Consider the following 14,692-nt stretch of genomic DNA (forward strand, 5'->3'; position numbering starts at 1 on the left):
GGACGAGATTCCGCGGCGGCGCGTGCGTCGTGGGGGCCGTCCTCCTCTGGCCGGGTCCCGCAGGGCGGGACGCGTGCGAAGCCCGACATGATCCCGGGAACCAGAGGGGTTTGGGATATGGCCGTGCCGCGCATACCTCTCGCCTTCTTCGGAATATCTCTGGGCCTCGCGGGCCTGGCCGGCACCTGGCTCACGGCAGCCCATGAAGGCCACGTGCCGATCGACGTGGGCCGCGCTCTGGTCGCGCTCGCTGCGGTCGTCTGGTGCGTGACGCTTCTGCTGTACCTGCGGTACGCAGTGTCTGTCCGGGGAGCCTTCGTGGCCGACATGCTGGACAGCGTCGGGAGTCCGTTCGGATCATTGGCGGTCATTACGCCGATGCTCCTCGCAGCGCAGGGCATAGCACCGTACGCCCCCGACGCCGGCCGCATCGTGGTGGACGTCTTCATCGTCCTGACCCTGCTCGTGGGCGGCTGGTACACCGGGCAATGGATATACGGCCCGCTCGAGCTGGATCAGCTTCACCCGGGCTACTTTCTGCCCGCTACCGGCGGTGGTCTCGTAGCCGCCTTCAGCGCCGTGCAGGTCGGGCAGGAGCGCGTGGCCGAGGTCATGTTCGGTCTGGGTATCATCTCGTGGGTCGTCCTGGGCTCCATGATTCTGGCCCGGCTCTTCTTCCGGCCTCCGATGCCGCCGGGCCTCACGCCGACGCTCGCCATCGAGGTAGTACCCGCCTCCATGGCAAGCGTCGCCTGCTTCGCCCTCAACCACGACCGTATCGACCGGCTCTCGGCTGTGCTCGCCGGCTACTGCCTGCTGATGATCCTCGCCCAGGTACGGCTGCTCCCCTTGTTTCTCCGCCTGCGGTTCACACCTGGCTTCTGGGCCTTCACCTTCTCCTGGACGACGGTGGCGACCACCGGACTGCACTGGACCAGCACCGGCCACCCTCCCGGCGAACTTGTTCTCTCCTACCTCCTCCTGGCCGCCGCGACCGCACTCGTGGGAGCCATCGCGGTACGGACGCTGGTGGCCATGGCACGTCACCAGTTCCTCCCCCCGGCGACGCCACCTCGTGCCTCGGCGTAGGTACGGCCTGCCTGGCGACCGGCAGGAGGCAGGTCCGCCCCTCGCGGGGCGACGGCGCACCTCGTAGCCCCCCGGGCGCCGCCCCTGAAGGAGCCGAGTCAGGCAGAGTCTCATGCCTCCTGTGCCAGGCATCATCGCGTGCGCTGTGCCGGGGGCCCTGAAGGTGACCTGTGCAACAGCACCAGCCCATTCTTGACCCGATCGTCCATATGTGTTTTGCTGATCGTGAGACCGAGGCACATATGCCCCGGTATGTGATCCCCGCATCGCTGGATCCGGCAAGCGCCGGCCGGGCTGTAGGCAGTCCCACGCGAATGACCTCGTGTTCATGACCACACGTGCGGTCGTCGCCGACGCGCCAGAGCCCTACCAGGACCGACTCACAGCCCACGGAAATCGCGCAGTTGCCGCCTGGCGCCTCCGCTCCGCTCCGCACCCACGAGCAGCCCCTGCCCCCACCCTCCAAGGAAGCCACCTTGCGCGCCGCCACCGACATTCGCCGCTCCCGCTCCCGCCATCTCGCGCGCACCAACTGGCTGCGATCGCTCAACTCCTTCTCCTTCGGCGCTCGCTCCGAGAGCGACAACTCCCACTTCGGGCTGCTGCTCGTGTCGAACGAGGACACCGTCAAGCCGGGCACCGGTTTCGACACCCATCCTCACCGGGACATGGAGATCGTGACCTGGGTCCTGGAGGGAGCCCTTGTCCACCAGGACTCGACCGGCCACAACGGGATCATCTATCCCGGGCTGGCCCAACGGATGACGGCCGGCGCCGGCATTCTGCACAGCGAAAAGAACGACTCGTGGACCCTGACCGGTGATCAGGAGCACGCGGATCCAGTGCACTTCATCCAGATGTGGGTCCTCCCGGACACGGCCGGTGTGACTCCGGGCTACGAGCAGCTGGACATCAACGCGCCGCTTGATCAAGGCGGATGGGTCACCCTGGCCTCGGGCATGTCGAAGCACTCCGGAGCCCGCGCCATCTCCATCCGGCAGAAACACGCGGCCCTGCACGTCGCCCGGCTCCGCCCGGCCGAGACGGTGCAGGCAGCCGCAGCACCGTTCGTACACCTCTTCGTGGCTCGCGGCAGCATCTCCCTCGAAGGCTCCGGCGCCCTCGCCCAAGGTGACGCGGCGCGAATCACCGGCTCCGAAGGGCAGCGGATCAGTGCGGGCGCCGACGGCGCGGAGCTGTTGATGTGGGAAATGGACACCACTCTCAGTTTCCGGTGACCTCATCTCCATCACCCTGATTGCTTGTAGCCGGCCCCCATCTCCCGGCACGCGAAATCGCACCGGATTTGCTCAGCATCGAGCGATGGCAGAAGTTCCGCCCCTGACATTTCGAACGCCTACCAGTGCGGCCTGGGGAGTAGGAAATGCAACCGCGATGAGGAATGCCCGGTGTCGGACCTCCCCGCCTAGTTCCTCCTGCTACCCACGATGCCTGCGAGGCGGGCCTCGCTCAGACCCCGACAGCGACCACGTGAGCGTCACTCAGGGACTCAAGGTTTTCACCGTCAGGTGATCAGATATGCCGCCGCACGCCAAAAGTGCACCGGCGGTAACACCATCCAGAACCGTAACCAAAAAAGGGAGTACCACTATGAGCAACATCCACGCAATGGTCGCGAACGTCGAGGTGGATAACCTTGAGGACGCGATCCCTCTGTACCAGGAATTGACCGGAGAGACGGAAGTCCGCCGATTTCCGTACCGTGATCTGGAGCTGGCACTCGTAGGGCCCTTCCTGCTCTACTCCGGGCCGCTCGAGAAATACGTCTCACAGAACGGGACCGTCATCGTCGGCTCCCTGGCCCCCGTTCTCGAAGCCCTCGGCAAGGCGGGCGCCGAGATCCTCGAAGCGCCCAACGAAGTTCCCAACGGCACCAGGATCGTCGCCCGGCACCCGGACGGCTCCGTCTTCGAGTACATGCAGCTTCGCGCCTGACCCCTCCGCACCCGGCACCACTGCGGTGCTCTGAGGCCGGGGCCGGCCTCAGAGCACCGGCCGTGACCGTCATCGGACTTCCAACGGCAGCCGTCCCGAGCCCGGACATCAGGGGTGTAGACCAAATGAGCTCTCCTTCTGAAGGGCGGGGATGCCGCGCCAATGACCGTGGAGGAGGGGCGACAGCGCGAGCAGCCGCAGCCTCCACACCGGCGCACGCTCACCCGGGGTGACGAGGCGGATGGGGCGCGGTGCGGGGGCTGCCGTTCACTCCCGTGCGCACCTCAGCCCGGTCCGTCACCCGCAGCCACTCGAAACCCCGACCGCAACAGACCGAACAGTAGAGACGCAGAGACCCGATACCTACAGCACTGACATCACAGTGCCGAACGGCCACCGACAAGAACTTACGGGTCATCAGGCCCACGATGTTCCGGTGATCAGCATGAATGGTTCGGATTGGGTTCATTTCATGGAATCAGTAGTTTTTTAGCTTCGCTAAGGATTCGCACCGCTCCGCTGGGGACGGTGGACGAAAGGCGCAAGCAGATGGAGGGCCTTGCCCCCTGATGTTGGACACACGAGACACTGGATCCTGAGGATCTGAGAACGGACATCTCGTGGTCATGAAGAACTACCCGCCGGAGTTCAAGGCGGACGCGGTCGCGCTGTACGAGTCGCGGCCCGATGCGACGATCAGGTCGGTCGCCGCCGATCTGGGGGTCAATCCGGAGACCCTGCGGAACTGGGTCCGGGCTGCCGGAGCAAGCCGTCCACGGGAACGCCGGACGCGGGAACCGGCCCAGCCGCCGGCACCGCTGGAGGCAGAGAACGCGGCTCTGCGGAAGAAGGTCCGCGAGCTCGAGGAGGAACGCGAGATCCTGCGGAAGGCTGCCAAGTATTTCGCCGGGGAGACGTGCTGGTGAACCGCTTCCAGTGCGTCGCTGACCATCAGCGCCGCTACGGCGTGAAGCGGCTCTGCAGCATCCTCGGCGTCAGCCGCTCGAGTTTCTACTACTGGCGCCGGACAGCCTCGGACCGGGCCGCCCGGCAGGCGGTCGACGCACAGCTTGCCGCCCGGATACGGGCGGTGCACCAGGAATCGGACGGCACCTACGGAGCCCCAAGAATCACCGCCGAGCTCCGCGAGACGAACGGTGAGGCGGTCAACCACAAGCGGGTCGCCAGGATCATGCGGGCGTCCGGGATCGAAGGGGTCCGGTTGCGCCGAGGCGCAGATGCTTCTCCTGACCACGCTGGCACTCCCTCATGCCCAGTGCGCGCCGGGAGCAGACGCGCGAAGAGGATGCAGCCGGGCAGCACTCCGGGCGGGCGAGCTACGGATCCCGTCAGCAGGGCGGCGTGGCCCAGGGGTGGGTCTGACGCTGGCCCCAGCTGCGTCCAGCTTTTGATTCGCTCGTCCAGGCCCCAGTGCTTGACCTGAGCGACCGCCCGTCGGCGGGCACACGGGACCACGGCCGGTTCGGCGGGGACTCTCCAGGTGGCCACATAGGCGGTGTCCAGTGGATAGGTACGGGCGACAAACAGGGCCACATCCGTACGGGAAGACGTCGGCCCAGAACACGGGGTGCGTCGACTCACGCTCGGGACGTCAGGTGGTCGTGCGGTCGTCGCTGCCGGTTCGGCGGAGTCGGTCGGCGTTGTGGGTGATGGTGTCGATGCGGGCTGCAAGGTCGGGGTGGTTGGCCTGGAGGTGGGTGTGGGTGTCGGCGAGGGGTTCGATGAGGTTGGCGGCGTCGTTGTCGGCGAGGGCTTCGGCGAGACGGGCCAGGGGTGTGTGGGCCTGGATGGGGAGGTCGGTGAGGGCTGTGATCTGGCCGGCGAGTTGCCGCAGGTCGGCGGAGTTGGTCCGGGCCCAGGCGGTGATGGTGCGGTCGGCGGCGCGGCGGCTGCGGGTGGCTTGTACGCGCTGCTCGCCGGTGGTGCCGGGTGTTCCGGGGCGTACGCGCAGGTAGCGCCGCTCGGCGGCTTGGCGGCTGGCGACGCCCAGGGGGTGGGCCAGGTCCGCCCAGCTGGAGCCTGCTGCCCGGGCTGCCTCGATCAGTCCTGGTTCCCATCCGGCGAGTTGGTCGCGCAGTTCACGCAGCAGCAGGAGTGCGGCCAGGGCCTGGTCCGCACTGGCCTGCCCCTCCTGCGGGTGCGTTCCGGTCAGCGGGATCTGGGCGGTGCGGACGGCTTCGCTGATCGTGTGCAGCGCTGCCGCAGCGGCGAAGAACGAGGTGGGATCGCGGGGCTGGGGTGAGGCGGGGGCTTTCATGGAGATCCTCTCGGTCTTTGTGTCACCCTTTGGACGACACCTCAGTTGTCATCGTTTGGATGACATGTTACAACGGAAGGGAGAAGAAGCGCATTGGCAGTTCCTGCCAGACCTGTGGAGGTGTTTTCGCGATGTTGATGCGCACTGACCCGTTCCGCGAACTCGACCGGCTCGCCCAGCAGCTGACGGGTGTGACCGGTACCTGGTCCAGGCCCTCGGCCATGCCGATGGATGCCTACCGGGAGGGCGAGGAGTACGTGATCGCCCTCGACCTACCCGGTGTCGCAAAGGACGCGATCGACATCGACGTCGAGCGGAACATGCTCACCGTCAAGGCCGAGCGCCGCCCGGTCGTCAAGAGCGACGATGTGCAGATGGAGCTCTCCGAGCGGCCCTTGGGTGTCTTCTCCCGCCAGCTGGTGCTGGCCGACACCCTGGACACCGAGCGCATCTCGGCCGACTACGAAGCGGGGGTGCTGACCCTGCGGATCCCGATCGCCGAGCGCGCCAAGCCCCGCAAGATCGCGATCGGCGGGGAGTCCGAGCACAAGCAGATCAGCGGCTGAGAATCCCGCTTCCTCGACCGCACCGACGGCGGAGGACGGGCATCGATCTCCCCTCTGGTCCCGTCCTCCGACTACGTCTTCACACAACGACGTAAATGGGTAGTGGTGGCCATGCGATGGGAAGCATTCCTCGACCACGTGCAGGAACGCGGCGAGTACGCCACACCGCAGGAGGCCGAGCGGGCTGCGCGTACCGTTCTCGCGCTGCTGGGCGCGCATCTGGTGGGCGAGGACCGGGCCGCACTGGCCGCCCGGCTCCCCGAGACCTTCGCCCTAATCCTGCTCAACCCGCTGCAAGCCGCCGAACCGCTCCCACCGGAGCGGTTCCTGCGGGCCACTGCGGCGTGGATCGAGGGCGCCACCGAACAGACCGCAGCCTGGGACGTCAGCGCCGTGCTGAGCGTGACCGCCGATGCGGCGGGCGAGGAACTCACCCGCCGCATCCTGCTCCAGCTCCCCCCGGGCTACGACCTCCTCTTCGGCCGCCCCCAACACACACCTGAGCCCAGAAGAGCGTGACCCGCTCACACAAACAACAGGGCAGACCAACGCTCCCCCGGCCAACCCTCCCGTCGGGCCTTGGTGGTCGGAAAGGCGACCACTCCCCGATGCTTCTGATGGGTGAACCGGCCGCCGCCCGGCCCGCATGCCACCGTGGTCGCAGGGGCTTTCGCGCGTGTTGCTGGCCGAAGCACGCAGCCTGCGCCGGCGAGCTCCGGGCGCCACGACGCATGCCAATCAGCTCGTCGACGTGTCCATCAGGGGGCGCCCGCCAGGACCCGGAGGGGCGAGCGTGCTGGCGGTGGTCACCCGGCACTCTTGTTGCCAGCGTCGGCGCATGACACCGAAAGTGAGAACCTACAGTCACGTCGTCGCGCAGGGCCAGGACGTCGGCGAGGAGTTCGAGCAGTTCGAGCTCGTCGTTGGCGACGCGTCGCGAGAGCATCCGGTGGCCGCTCTCGTCAATCGCGACGCAGTGGTGATGGGTCTTGCCTGCGTCGATGCTGGCCCAGATCGCGGCCATGTGGTGCCTCCGTGAGGCGTGCTGTTGATGCCTCCCGACGGACGACCTCGCTGTCGATTCACTACGGAGCGATCATTCGCTATTCCCAATGGGCAGCCGAGTCGTCGTGGGGCGTCGGGCGGCCAATCATTGGAAGCCACAAACGGCAGAAGTTTGAAAGCCACACCTGACGCCCCTGGGTGGGCCAACCATACGAAGGGCTCGCCCGATCCCGCAGACAACGTAGGGAAGTTTGACCGCCCTATGGGGGTCACACCTCTGGTCGGTCACAGCCCGGAGATCCCGGCCCGCCGCATATACAGTTCGGAGCGGACAAGTTCGAGGAGACGGCCCGTCCAGTTGCGGCCTCGTCCAGCGTTGTCACCCCAGAAGGCCGAGTCCATGTCGTCGTAGATCACGGTGGCGTCGTCTGTCGCCAGCAGGATCTCGGCTAGCTCGGGATGCTGGTCGTACTTGGCGCGCAGCAGGCTGGTCATGACGGCGGCGCGGGCGTGTTCCCAGCCCTCGCGGCGTGGTGTCCCGGCCGCGAGCTCGCGTGCTGCGGAAGAGGTGTCCGCCGCAGCGATCGCGGCGGCGCCCTCTGGCTCAGCGACCGACAGGGCCCAGTAGGCGTGGGCGACCGAGGGGTAGCTGACCTTCCCGACGGTGATCGGGGCGGGATAGTCGTTGCGCAGACCGAGCTGGCCGGGGTCGGCCACCGGCTTGTTCGGATACGAGTGGTACAGATGCACCGCCGGAGCGTGCGGAGCCACCGGTCCGTCTGCTGAGATGCGAGTGTTCCGTTCGGCGATCCGGCGGGCCCGGTCCTCGAAGTACGCGAGGGCCCTGTTGTAGGCGTCCTGAGTGACCGGCGGGTCAATCGGCAGGTAGGTCTGGCCTCCGGGCCCTGCCACCAGCACCCGCAGCGGCCAGTCCTTGCTGTCCATGTCGCCCAGCGCGTAGCGGCGCCGCGAGACCGGGATGGCCAGGAACGCGGTGCGGGCCGCGGTGCGGTTCCCCTCTGTCCGATCGGCGAGGAAGGCGTCGATGGCGGCCAGGCAACGGCCAGTCGAGTCAGGCCGCCCGTTCAGCTGGTCGATGGTGTCGCGGACTTCGGCGACCAGCACGTCAGGGGTGAGCAAACTCCGGGGCTCGCTGAACTTCCAGCGCGCCAGACCGTGCGCGGATGCCTCAGCGCCGTCCGGGAGGGTGGTGGCCACCCAACCGGTCCGGAGCTTCTCCTCGAACTCCTCGACGGTGACCAGGCCCCAGCAGTCGACGAGCCCGTCGGCATAGATGAAGAGGTCGGTCAGGAAGTACGGCCGTTACGGATGACGGCGTGCCGCCAGGTTCCGGGTATGCGGACGCCGTCCACGGTGCGATGGGTGATCCGTTTGCCGATCATCTGGTGATTGTGTCGCAGTGGCCGCCGAGGAGACCTTCATTTTCCGCGGGCCGGCCCCCGGAATGGTCCGCGCTGACCGGAACGGTCCCCACGGCTATCCCGCTCGGCGCCCGGCACTTCAAGACCCCCGACAGCGTCAGGTACTGATGCCCCGTCTCATTGATCACGTCATGAAGGCGCCCTGTGAACTGGGCGCTGACAGGTCTGACTGAGATTCGTTTCGTGGGTGACGTGCCGGGACGCGGACCGCTGCCTGGGCGGTGTCGACAGTCTCATCGATCATGGTTGAAGCCGGGGGGCTGAGCTGGGGTTCGTCAGCTTGACCGAGACGCTGAAGGGTCGATTCTCGCTGGACATGGCAATTTCTGGGGACTGGGGCAGTTTGAGTGAGCCCCGGGGTTGGGTCCAGAGTCGTCGGTTTCGGCTTGGGCCGTTGCTTCGCGGCCGCTCGCCATCCGGGCTTGCCTCGTCGAGGTGGCTCGGGCGGGTGCTCAACCGGAGTTGACTGCCTGCATAGCCCGCCCCGACGACTGTGATCACTGAGCCGATCGCCAGCCAGTCTGCTGGGTTGAGGTAGCCGTCGGCGATATCGACGCGGTCGACCACGCCGATCTCTCCAGACAAGATCTGGACCCTGAGCCCGTAGTGCATGTGGCGGATCACGGTTCCGTCGGTCACGGACCACTTCGTCAGCTGCTCGGCCATGGAACGAGTCTTCCAGCAGACTCTGGGAAGGGTGAGCTGATCGTCCCCGGCGCCTGATGGGTTCCCAGCATGGAATGCTGGGCTGATGAGGCTGATCGGTAGCGACGGGCATGGTGTCGAGCTGGGCATTGTGGGCTACCAGTTCCCCGATGCGGTTGACCCGCGCCAGCGGCAGAGCTGGCTGATCATCGAAGGGTCCGCCCACTGCCCGCAGGGGACTTGGTCCTTCCGCTGGCAGGCATTGACCGCAGACGACGCCGTCGAGTTGGCACGATGGCTCGGTCGGGCGGCGGCCCACCCCTCCGGCTGCGAACACGACGACAGCGGCCGACTGGACTTCACCGAGCCCAACTTGGCCTTCGCCTTCACCTCGACCGATCCGGGTCTAATCGAACTGCGCGTCAGCCTGGACTTGGAGCTCTCGCCTCCCTGGCGACGCCAGGCCCGCTCGGGCGAGCCGTTCGTGGTCACGTCCTGGCTGACGGCCGAATCGGTGTTGGCGGCGGCAACGGAGTGGGCGGCCGAGATCACGCCCTATCCGCCTGCGGGTGACGCCAACCTGTAATGAGCCCGGACGGCAGGTCCTGGGCCGCGATAGCCAGACGCTGGGCGGCTTCCGTGCGGCCGCCTGAGCATGGAGCAGATCGCCGATGTCGCGATGCTCGCGATGGCGCACTCCGAGGGATACGCGGCCACCGCGCATCTCGTGTCGCTGTGGGGCGGGCTCCCCTCCCCCTTCGACGGGGCCGGGGACTTCTGGCATCGGCTGTGGCGCGCGGCGGTCATCGCGATCTTCCTTCCCGCCAACATCAGTCACCAGGTCCTGCGGGCGCTGGGCGGTGACAGCGTCGGCCTCGCGAACCAGTTCCTCACCGCGGTCTCGGAGATGGACGCGGGAGAAAGGATTGCGGCAGCCGTTCTGATCGGTGAAACACTCGAAGCCCGAGCCTCAGCAGCTACAAACCGGCGCTTCTCGGTGAGCTCTGGCTCCGTGACGCCGAGACGACCGCGTGGAAAGTCTTGTACGCCGCCCGGAAGCGAACCACCTACGACGACCAGGCAGAGTTCCAGCACGGGTGGGAAAGCGTCTGAGCACTCGCTTGATTACTCTGCTGCAATGGCCAAGAAGACAGAATCAGAGCTGGTGGTTGACTTGCGGGGGTGGTCAATCGAGACCCTCGACGCCTTCTGGGACGCCATCACCGAGCCCTGCGAACTGCCGGAGTGGTTCGGCCGGAACATCGATGCCTGGAGGGACACCATCCAAACCCGAGGCATCTCCGCAATCATCGACAGGCACGACGTCTTGGTGGTCCACGTGGACGAGCAGGGAGTCTTCGCTACGCGAAACCCTGAGGCCCAGGCGCTGCGAAGCACGTTTGCGGGCCGGCAGTCGCGACTGGTCGTGCACGAGCCGTCCTGATCGCGGGGGCTTGAACCTGTGACCTCATCCCTATCCGTTCGATCACGAGAGGCCGCATCGGCCACATAGCGCGTGCTGAGCCTCGATCCGCCGTCTGCTGGCGTTCGGCGAACATTGCTCCTGTTCGCGCTTGTCGGTGTCATCCGTTGATGTCACGAGACCAAGCGCGTCTCGACAAGCCCAGCACACGCCCGCTCGGCAGGTTCGCAGGCCACGGCCGTACCAGGCGGCGATGGCCTGCTTGTAGCCGTCGGGCATGTTCAGTCCGGGCACCTCGTCGGCCGTGAACAGACCGAGCTGCCTGTGCTCATGGCTGACGACGGGTGACCGCTCCGGTGTCAGCACGGCACAGCCATAGGTGACGATCAACACGCGCCGTCCCGGGACGGGCTGATATACCCACGCGCCGCCGTCGATCAGCGGACCCGCTCTGACCTCCCAGCCCGTCTCTTCCGCAATCTCCCGTTCCAGCGCGGCCTCGGGACTGGCGTCGGCCGGAACAGCGCCATCCGGGGTGCCAATCTCCAGGCGCCCGCCGGGAAGCTCCCACTCGTCGCGCTCGTTCCTCAGCAGCAGTACGCAATCATGTGCGTCCAGCGCGACGCCCTTCACGGAGACAGGCCAGAGCGGCGGCGCGTATGCCATCACGGTCCTTTGTCCTGCGGCATGAGATTCGGACTCACCTGAACGCTAGCGGTGGACCTACTGACCCCCCTGCGTTGAACACGGAACGGCGCGCCGGCGTCTGACTCGCCCGGTCGCCTCGCCCTCGATGGGACCACCCCCGCAGACGCGATCAGCAGGTGGACTTGCCAGTGCCGGAGTCGCCGATGAGCCAGAGCAGCAGGCTGTTCTTGATCCATTCGCACTTGACGAAGGAGGAGACCGCCAGCTAAATCAAGCACCATCTGACGATCGCCGGACGATCCGATCCGCTGTTCTGCGACGACGCCATCGCACGTTCACCCTCGCCACCGAGACCCCGGTCTACTTCTGTAGCCCAGCCAGCCCATGGCAACGGGGACGTGCCTGTCTGGCGCTGCCTGGGCTATGGGGCGATGTCAACGTTTGACGCGGCTGCGGATGGCCAGGACGGCCAGGCCCAGCAGGACAGGTTCGGTAAGGCGTGAGGCCATCTCGGTATAGGTACCGACGGTGGTCAGGCCCTGCCCGGAGGACCGAAAGACCACCGAGTTGATCACGACTCGAAGGGACCGGTCGAATCGTTCGGTCGACAGACGCTCCCCATTCGACGCGTAGGAGTTCACCGCATCGGGCGCGTTGGTGGTCATCGTGCTGCTGCGGCCGGTGCCGGTCGGCGTCGGATCGTCCTGGGGTAGACCCCACAGCATCATCGACAGCACAGTGGCAGTCATGGCCAGCAGCAGCCAACCCAGAGCCCGGGAGGCGCGCAGTCCGTAGCCGGACACCACCCAGTAGGCGGCGAGCAGGCTCCGCTCGCTCCAGGGGATGTCGCTGGCATGGCGGCGCATTTCCATCTCGCCGTAGTAGAAGTCGGCTGCACCGGGTTCGTGTTTGCCGTCCTCGAAGGCCTTGCGCATCTGTCGGTACACCGGCGCCAGCGCGGCCGGCGACAGTATCTCTTCACCGACCGGCGCTGGATTCCAGCCGTTTGCGCCATCGTGCCGGGCGGCACGCCAGTGGTGCTCCTCGACCAGCGTCCGGCGTGCCGTCCAACGCACAGGCCACATCCCACGCCGACGCAGCCCCGAGGGGGCTGCGGCCAGCAGGTAGAGCCCCTCCAGCCGCAGCTGGTCGAGATGGATGGTCCCGGCAAACCGGCAGTCGGCGAGGTCGATGTCGGCGAGCACCAGGTGCGCCGCGTCCACCCCCCGCAGCGATACGGCCCGCACACGGGGGCTTCTCAGGCCGGGTTCGTCCAATTCGCGGGCGTGCACGGTGAAGGGTCGGGAACGGGCCGCCATCGTCACCGGGTGCTGCAGGACCGCGTCGCTCAGGTCCACGGTGGCGTGACGCAGCCGCAGCGCTGCAGTGGAGGACCACCGCGTCCGTCGGCAGCGTAAGGAGGACGCTGCCGCCTCGATGGTCACAGCGGTCCCGAACACCGCCTCCGACAGATCCAGCGTCCCCGTGCACACCAGTGGCCCCACTGCTGCAGTGCGCTCGAACACCGCTCCGAAGAACTCAGCGTCGCCCCTGAACAGCGCCCCGCCAAAGTGGGCGCCCCCGCCGAACAGCGCCCCGCTGAACTGGGCGTCTCCGCTGAACAGCGCCCCGTTGAACCAGGCGTCGCCGCTGAACTTGACCCCGCCGAACCAGGCGTCTCCGCTGAACTCCACCTCGTTGAACTGGGCGACGCCGAGACAGGGCCGGCCTGCGGAGTCCGTGAGCGCGGCAAGCAGGCTGCTCAACAGCTCTCCGGTGAAGGGAGTACCGCTGTGATCGATGTCCGCGCCTGGAGACAGGGTGGAAAGGTACGCGTTGCGGTCGGCCTCATCCAGGTGAGCCAGGCAGGCGGTGTGTCCGGGGACATGCCTGCCACGGCAGCCAACCGGCTCGGTCGCAGGGGCGGCGCCGTGGCCGCAGGGAGGCCAGCTCGGCGGGCTCGAAGACGTCATGCTCGAAGGACGACCGGGCATGCCGCGCGGTTGCCACATGCGGACCGCCGACGAATGGGACGACAACGCCTTTGCCGATCTCGTGAAGCAGGCGCCGAACAGTCCAGGCGACACAGAGCCCGGACCGTACCGGCGAACGGCTCACCTCCGCTCGCACGAAGAGCACAGGTTGCGGAACCGGTTGCGGTCCTTGCGCGCCAGCTCACCTCCGCTCACGCGGAGAAGACACCACCATGGGGCGCTTGGTGCTGCGCTGGCTGCGGCTCCTCGGGCGACGACCAGTTCGACGACGACACCACGTCACCGTAGGACTTGCACAACCCGTGTGCCGCGATGGCCGAGTTGGTCATGAGGGGTACTCCCTTTCAGAGGCTGCGGGCGGTGATGTCGCCCTGTGCGGTGGTCGCGCGGATGTTCAGGCCGGCGGCGTCGCCGTCGGTGTTCTTGAGCGCGTTGTCGATCCGGCCGTAGGTGGTACCGGCGTCCAGACAGGCGGAGACTCCGCGGGCGGCACCGACGGTGATGTCGCCCATCTGGGTGCTCAGCGTGAGCGTGCCGAGCACGGCCTCGGTGATGTTCAGGTCGCCCTTCTGGGTGCTGATCTCGCCGGGACCGTTCAGACGGCCGACCGTGATGTCGGCATCGAGGCCTGTGAGACGGGCACTGTCGGCCTCGTCGAGCTTGACCGAGCCGTAGGCGCCGTCGAAAGCGACGTCACCGAGGCGTCCCACGCCGCGGAGTTCCGCGCCGGCCGCCTTCGCCTCGATGCGGGAGCCGGCAGGCAGTTGGACGGTCACCTCGACGGACCCGGACGGGCCGAGAATCCGGTTCTTCGTCTCCGGGGCCCCGATGCGCAGGACGCCGTCGCCGTATTCGACCGTGATCTGCTGCGCCGCCTTCACGTCGCGGCTCTTCGAGGCGTTTGCGGGCAGGACCTCGACGGTGGTGTCGGCCCGGTCGGCGGCAATGAACTGGATGCGTCCCGCGGGGATGTCGAGGACGGCCGAGACCGGGGCGGGGGTGTCGAACTTCTGCATCGTGCTCTCCTTCTCCGGTATCACGTACCCCTTCGGCACGCTGTTTCCGATGACAGAAACGCTACGTTGCATTCACAGATCCGACAATAGAAATGTTGCGCAATTTCACCATCATTGCAGGTAGTTGCTCGAAACTTGTTGCAATGCTCTGGCGCCAAATGCAACACCCTCACACGGAAGCGTTGCAATGAATTGAGAGTGAACGCTATATCGCAGAGATCGCCAGGCCCCCGGACCGCCCGACCTCGACGATCACGCGTGAGGTGATGCGCAACGGCGGCCCCACCGCCTACCGGGCCGAACTGGCTCACCACGCCACCGAACGCCGCTCCCACCGGCGCAGACAGACCACGCCCCTGGGAGCGGAAGCACCCCCATACAGGAGCCCTTCGCCCGCGCCAGCCTATGGCCGATCACTACGGGACGCCGGAACGCCCCCGCGCCGGCGGGGACGACTGGGCGTGCGTCTTGCCGTGGCTGCCGTGGGTCGAAGCAGCGACGACGGCCAACAGCGAACCACGCCGGAGCTGGCAGGGACGACGGTTCGGATTCCGTACTCCGTGATGCGCGCGCGCTCTCGCATCGCTCCCGAAGGGTTCCCGTTTCCGATGACACAAGTGCGCCACGTCA

General features: G+C 67.0%; 13 protein-coding genes and 4 pseudogenes. 10 read left to right on the forward strand and 7 right to left on the reverse strand.

Annotated elements, in window-relative coordinates; translation table 11 throughout:
- Positions 1 to 117 precede the first annotated feature (117 nt).
- The 5 genes from OG878_RS39355 to OG878_RS42500 all read left to right on the forward strand — a co-directional run bounded on the left by OG878_RS39355 (position 118) and on the right by OG878_RS42500 (position 4,489).
- Positions 118 to 1,089, forward strand: coding sequence for a TDT family transporter (locus OG878_RS39355; RefSeq protein WP_328891552.1), 972 nt, complete (start codon positions 118 to 120; stop codon positions 1,087 to 1,089).
- A 476-nt stretch (positions 1,090 to 1,565) separates the two neighbouring features.
- Positions 1,566 to 2,327 carry a pirin family protein gene (locus OG878_RS39360; RefSeq protein WP_328891553.1) on the forward strand — a complete coding sequence of 254 codons (762 nt, stop codon included), beginning with the start codon at positions 1,566 to 1,568 and terminating at the stop codon, positions 2,325 to 2,327.
- A 373-nt stretch (positions 2,328 to 2,700) separates the two neighbouring features.
- The gene (locus tag OG878_RS39365; RefSeq protein WP_328891554.1) at positions 2,701 to 3,045 is read left to right on the forward strand and encodes a VOC family protein; all 345 of its coding nucleotides are present in this window, start codon (positions 2,701 to 2,703) and stop codon (positions 3,043 to 3,045) included.
- Between the two features lie 626 nt (positions 3,046 to 3,671).
- Complete coding sequence (locus OG878_RS42495; RefSeq protein ID WP_443049295.1) at positions 3,672 to 3,971, forward strand: transposase; 300 nt, start codon at positions 3,672 to 3,674, stop codon at positions 3,969 to 3,971.
- A 41-nt stretch (positions 3,972 to 4,012) separates the two neighbouring features.
- Positions 4,013 to 4,489: an IS3 family transposase gene (locus tag OG878_RS42500; protein WP_443049313.1), complete on the forward strand. Its 477-nt coding sequence runs from the start codon at positions 4,013 to 4,015 to the stop codon at positions 4,487 to 4,489.
- 168 nt (positions 4,490 to 4,657) lie between these two features.
- On the opposite strand, the gene OG878_RS39375 is transcribed toward OG878_RS42500, so the two are convergent.
- Complete coding sequence (locus tag OG878_RS39375; RefSeq protein ID WP_328891555.1) at positions 4,658 to 5,323, reverse strand: type III effector protein; 666 nt, start codon at positions 5,321 to 5,323, stop codon at positions 4,658 to 4,660.
- Between the two features lie 131 nt (positions 5,324 to 5,454).
- Between OG878_RS39375 and OG878_RS39380 the strand changes: the two genes are divergently transcribed.
- Positions 5,455 to 5,889, forward strand: a complete 435-nt coding sequence (locus tag OG878_RS39380; protein ID WP_328891556.1) for an Hsp20/alpha crystallin family protein — start codon at positions 5,455 to 5,457, stop codon at positions 5,887 to 5,889.
- Between the two features lie 111 nt (positions 5,890 to 6,000).
- Complete coding sequence (locus OG878_RS39385; protein ID WP_328891557.1) at positions 6,001 to 6,408, forward strand: DUF2267 domain-containing protein; 408 nt, start codon at positions 6,001 to 6,003, stop codon at positions 6,406 to 6,408.
- Positions 6,409 to 6,759: 351 nt separating this feature from the next.
- Here the strand turns inward: OG878_RS39385 and OG878_RS39390 are convergent.
- From OG878_RS39390 to OG878_RS39400, 3 genes and pseudogenes are all read right to left on the reverse strand, one after another.
- Positions 6,760 to 6,913: pseudogene (locus OG878_RS39390) on the reverse strand (IS110 family transposase); the annotation flags it as partial.
- A 266-nt stretch (positions 6,914 to 7,179) separates the two neighbouring features.
- Positions 7,180 to 8,297 (reverse strand): annotated as a pseudogene (locus tag OG878_RS39395) (NADAR family protein).
- Between the two features lie 279 nt (positions 8,298 to 8,576).
- Positions 8,577 to 9,002, reverse strand: a complete 426-nt coding sequence (locus tag OG878_RS39400) for a hypothetical protein (RefSeq protein ID WP_328891559.1) — start codon at positions 9,000 to 9,002, stop codon at positions 8,577 to 8,579.
- An 85-nt stretch (positions 9,003 to 9,087) separates the two neighbouring features.
- Here OG878_RS39400 and OG878_RS39405 point away from each other — a divergent pair, with 85 nt between their 5' ends.
- Both OG878_RS39405 and OG878_RS39410 read left to right on the forward strand, forming a co-directional pair.
- Positions 9,088 to 9,567 carry a WapI family immunity protein gene (locus tag OG878_RS39405; protein WP_328891560.1) on the forward strand — a complete coding sequence of 160 codons (480 nt, stop codon included), beginning with the start codon at positions 9,088 to 9,090 and terminating at the stop codon, positions 9,565 to 9,567.
- Positions 9,568 to 10,119: 552 nt separating this feature from the next.
- Complete coding sequence (locus tag OG878_RS39410; protein ID WP_328891968.1) at positions 10,120 to 10,425, forward strand: barstar family protein; 306 nt, start codon at positions 10,120 to 10,122, stop codon at positions 10,423 to 10,425.
- 213 nt (positions 10,426 to 10,638) lie between these two features.
- On the opposite strand, the pseudogene OG878_RS39415 reads toward OG878_RS39410, so the two are convergent.
- The 3 genes and pseudogenes from OG878_RS39415 to OG878_RS39425 all read right to left on the reverse strand — a co-directional run.
- Positions 10,639 to 11,070 (reverse strand): annotated as a pseudogene (locus OG878_RS39415) (NUDIX hydrolase); the annotation flags it as partial.
- A 416-nt stretch (positions 11,071 to 11,486) separates the two neighbouring features.
- The gene (locus OG878_RS39420; protein WP_328891561.1) at positions 11,487 to 13,025 is read right to left on the reverse strand and encodes a pentapeptide repeat-containing protein; all 1,539 of its coding nucleotides are present in this window, start codon (positions 13,023 to 13,025) and stop codon (positions 11,487 to 11,489) included.
- A gap of 365 nt (positions 13,026 to 13,390) precedes the next feature.
- A complete protein-coding gene (locus tag OG878_RS39425) occupies positions 13,391 to 14,062 on the reverse strand; it encodes a DUF4097 family beta strand repeat-containing protein (RefSeq protein WP_328891562.1) in 672 nt (223 codons plus the stop codon).
- 212 nt (positions 14,063 to 14,274) lie between these two features.
- Here OG878_RS39425 and OG878_RS39430 point away from each other — a divergent pair.
- Positions 14,275 to 14,437, forward strand: a pseudogene (locus OG878_RS39430) (MarR family transcriptional regulator); the annotation flags it as partial.
- Positions 14,438 to 14,692: the final 255 nt, after the last annotated feature.

This window comes from Streptomyces sp. NBC_00316, assembly GCF_036158715.1.
Lineage (GTDB): Bacteria > Actinomycetota > Actinomycetes > Streptomycetales > Streptomycetaceae > Streptomyces.

What these genes read in the sequence shown, in the direction of transcription:
- OG878_RS39355 (WP_328891552.1), top strand. Translation starts at nt 118, where the DNA reads ATGGCCGTGCCGCGCATACCTCTCGCCTTCTTCGGAATATCTCTGGGC.
- OG878_RS39365 (WP_328891554.1), top strand. Translation starts at nt 2,701, where the DNA reads ATGAGCAACATCCACGCAATGGTCGCGAACGTCGAGGTGGATAACCTT.
- OG878_RS42495 (WP_443049295.1), top strand. Translation starts at nt 3,672, where the DNA reads ATGAAGAACTACCCGCCGGAGTTCAAGGCGGACGCGGTCGCGCTGTAC.
- OG878_RS39375 (WP_328891555.1), bottom strand. Translation starts at nt 5,323, where the DNA reads ATGAAAGCCCCCGCCTCACCCCAGCCCCGCGATCCCACCTCGTTCTTC.
- OG878_RS39380 (WP_328891556.1), top strand. Translation starts at nt 5,455, where the DNA reads ATGTTGATGCGCACTGACCCGTTCCGCGAACTCGACCGGCTCGCCCAG.
- OG878_RS39385 (WP_328891557.1), top strand. Translation starts at nt 6,001, where the DNA reads ATGCGATGGGAAGCATTCCTCGACCACGTGCAGGAACGCGGCGAGTAC.
- OG878_RS39400 (WP_328891559.1), bottom strand. Translation starts at nt 9,002, where the DNA reads ATGGCCGAGCAGCTGACGAAGTGGTCCGTGACCGACGGAACCGTGATC.
- OG878_RS39405 (WP_328891560.1), top strand. Translation starts at nt 9,088, where the DNA reads ATGAGGCTGATCGGTAGCGACGGGCATGGTGTCGAGCTGGGCATTGTG.
- OG878_RS39410 (WP_328891968.1), top strand. Translation starts at nt 10,120, where the DNA reads ATGGCCAAGAAGACAGAATCAGAGCTGGTGGTTGACTTGCGGGGGTGG.
- OG878_RS39420 (WP_328891561.1), bottom strand. Translation starts at nt 13,025, where the DNA reads ATGACGTCTTCGAGCCCGCCGAGCTGGCCTCCCTGCGGCCACGGCGCC.
- OG878_RS39425 (WP_328891562.1), bottom strand. Translation starts at nt 14,062, where the DNA reads ATGCAGAAGTTCGACACCCCCGCCCCGGTCTCGGCCGTCCTCGACATC.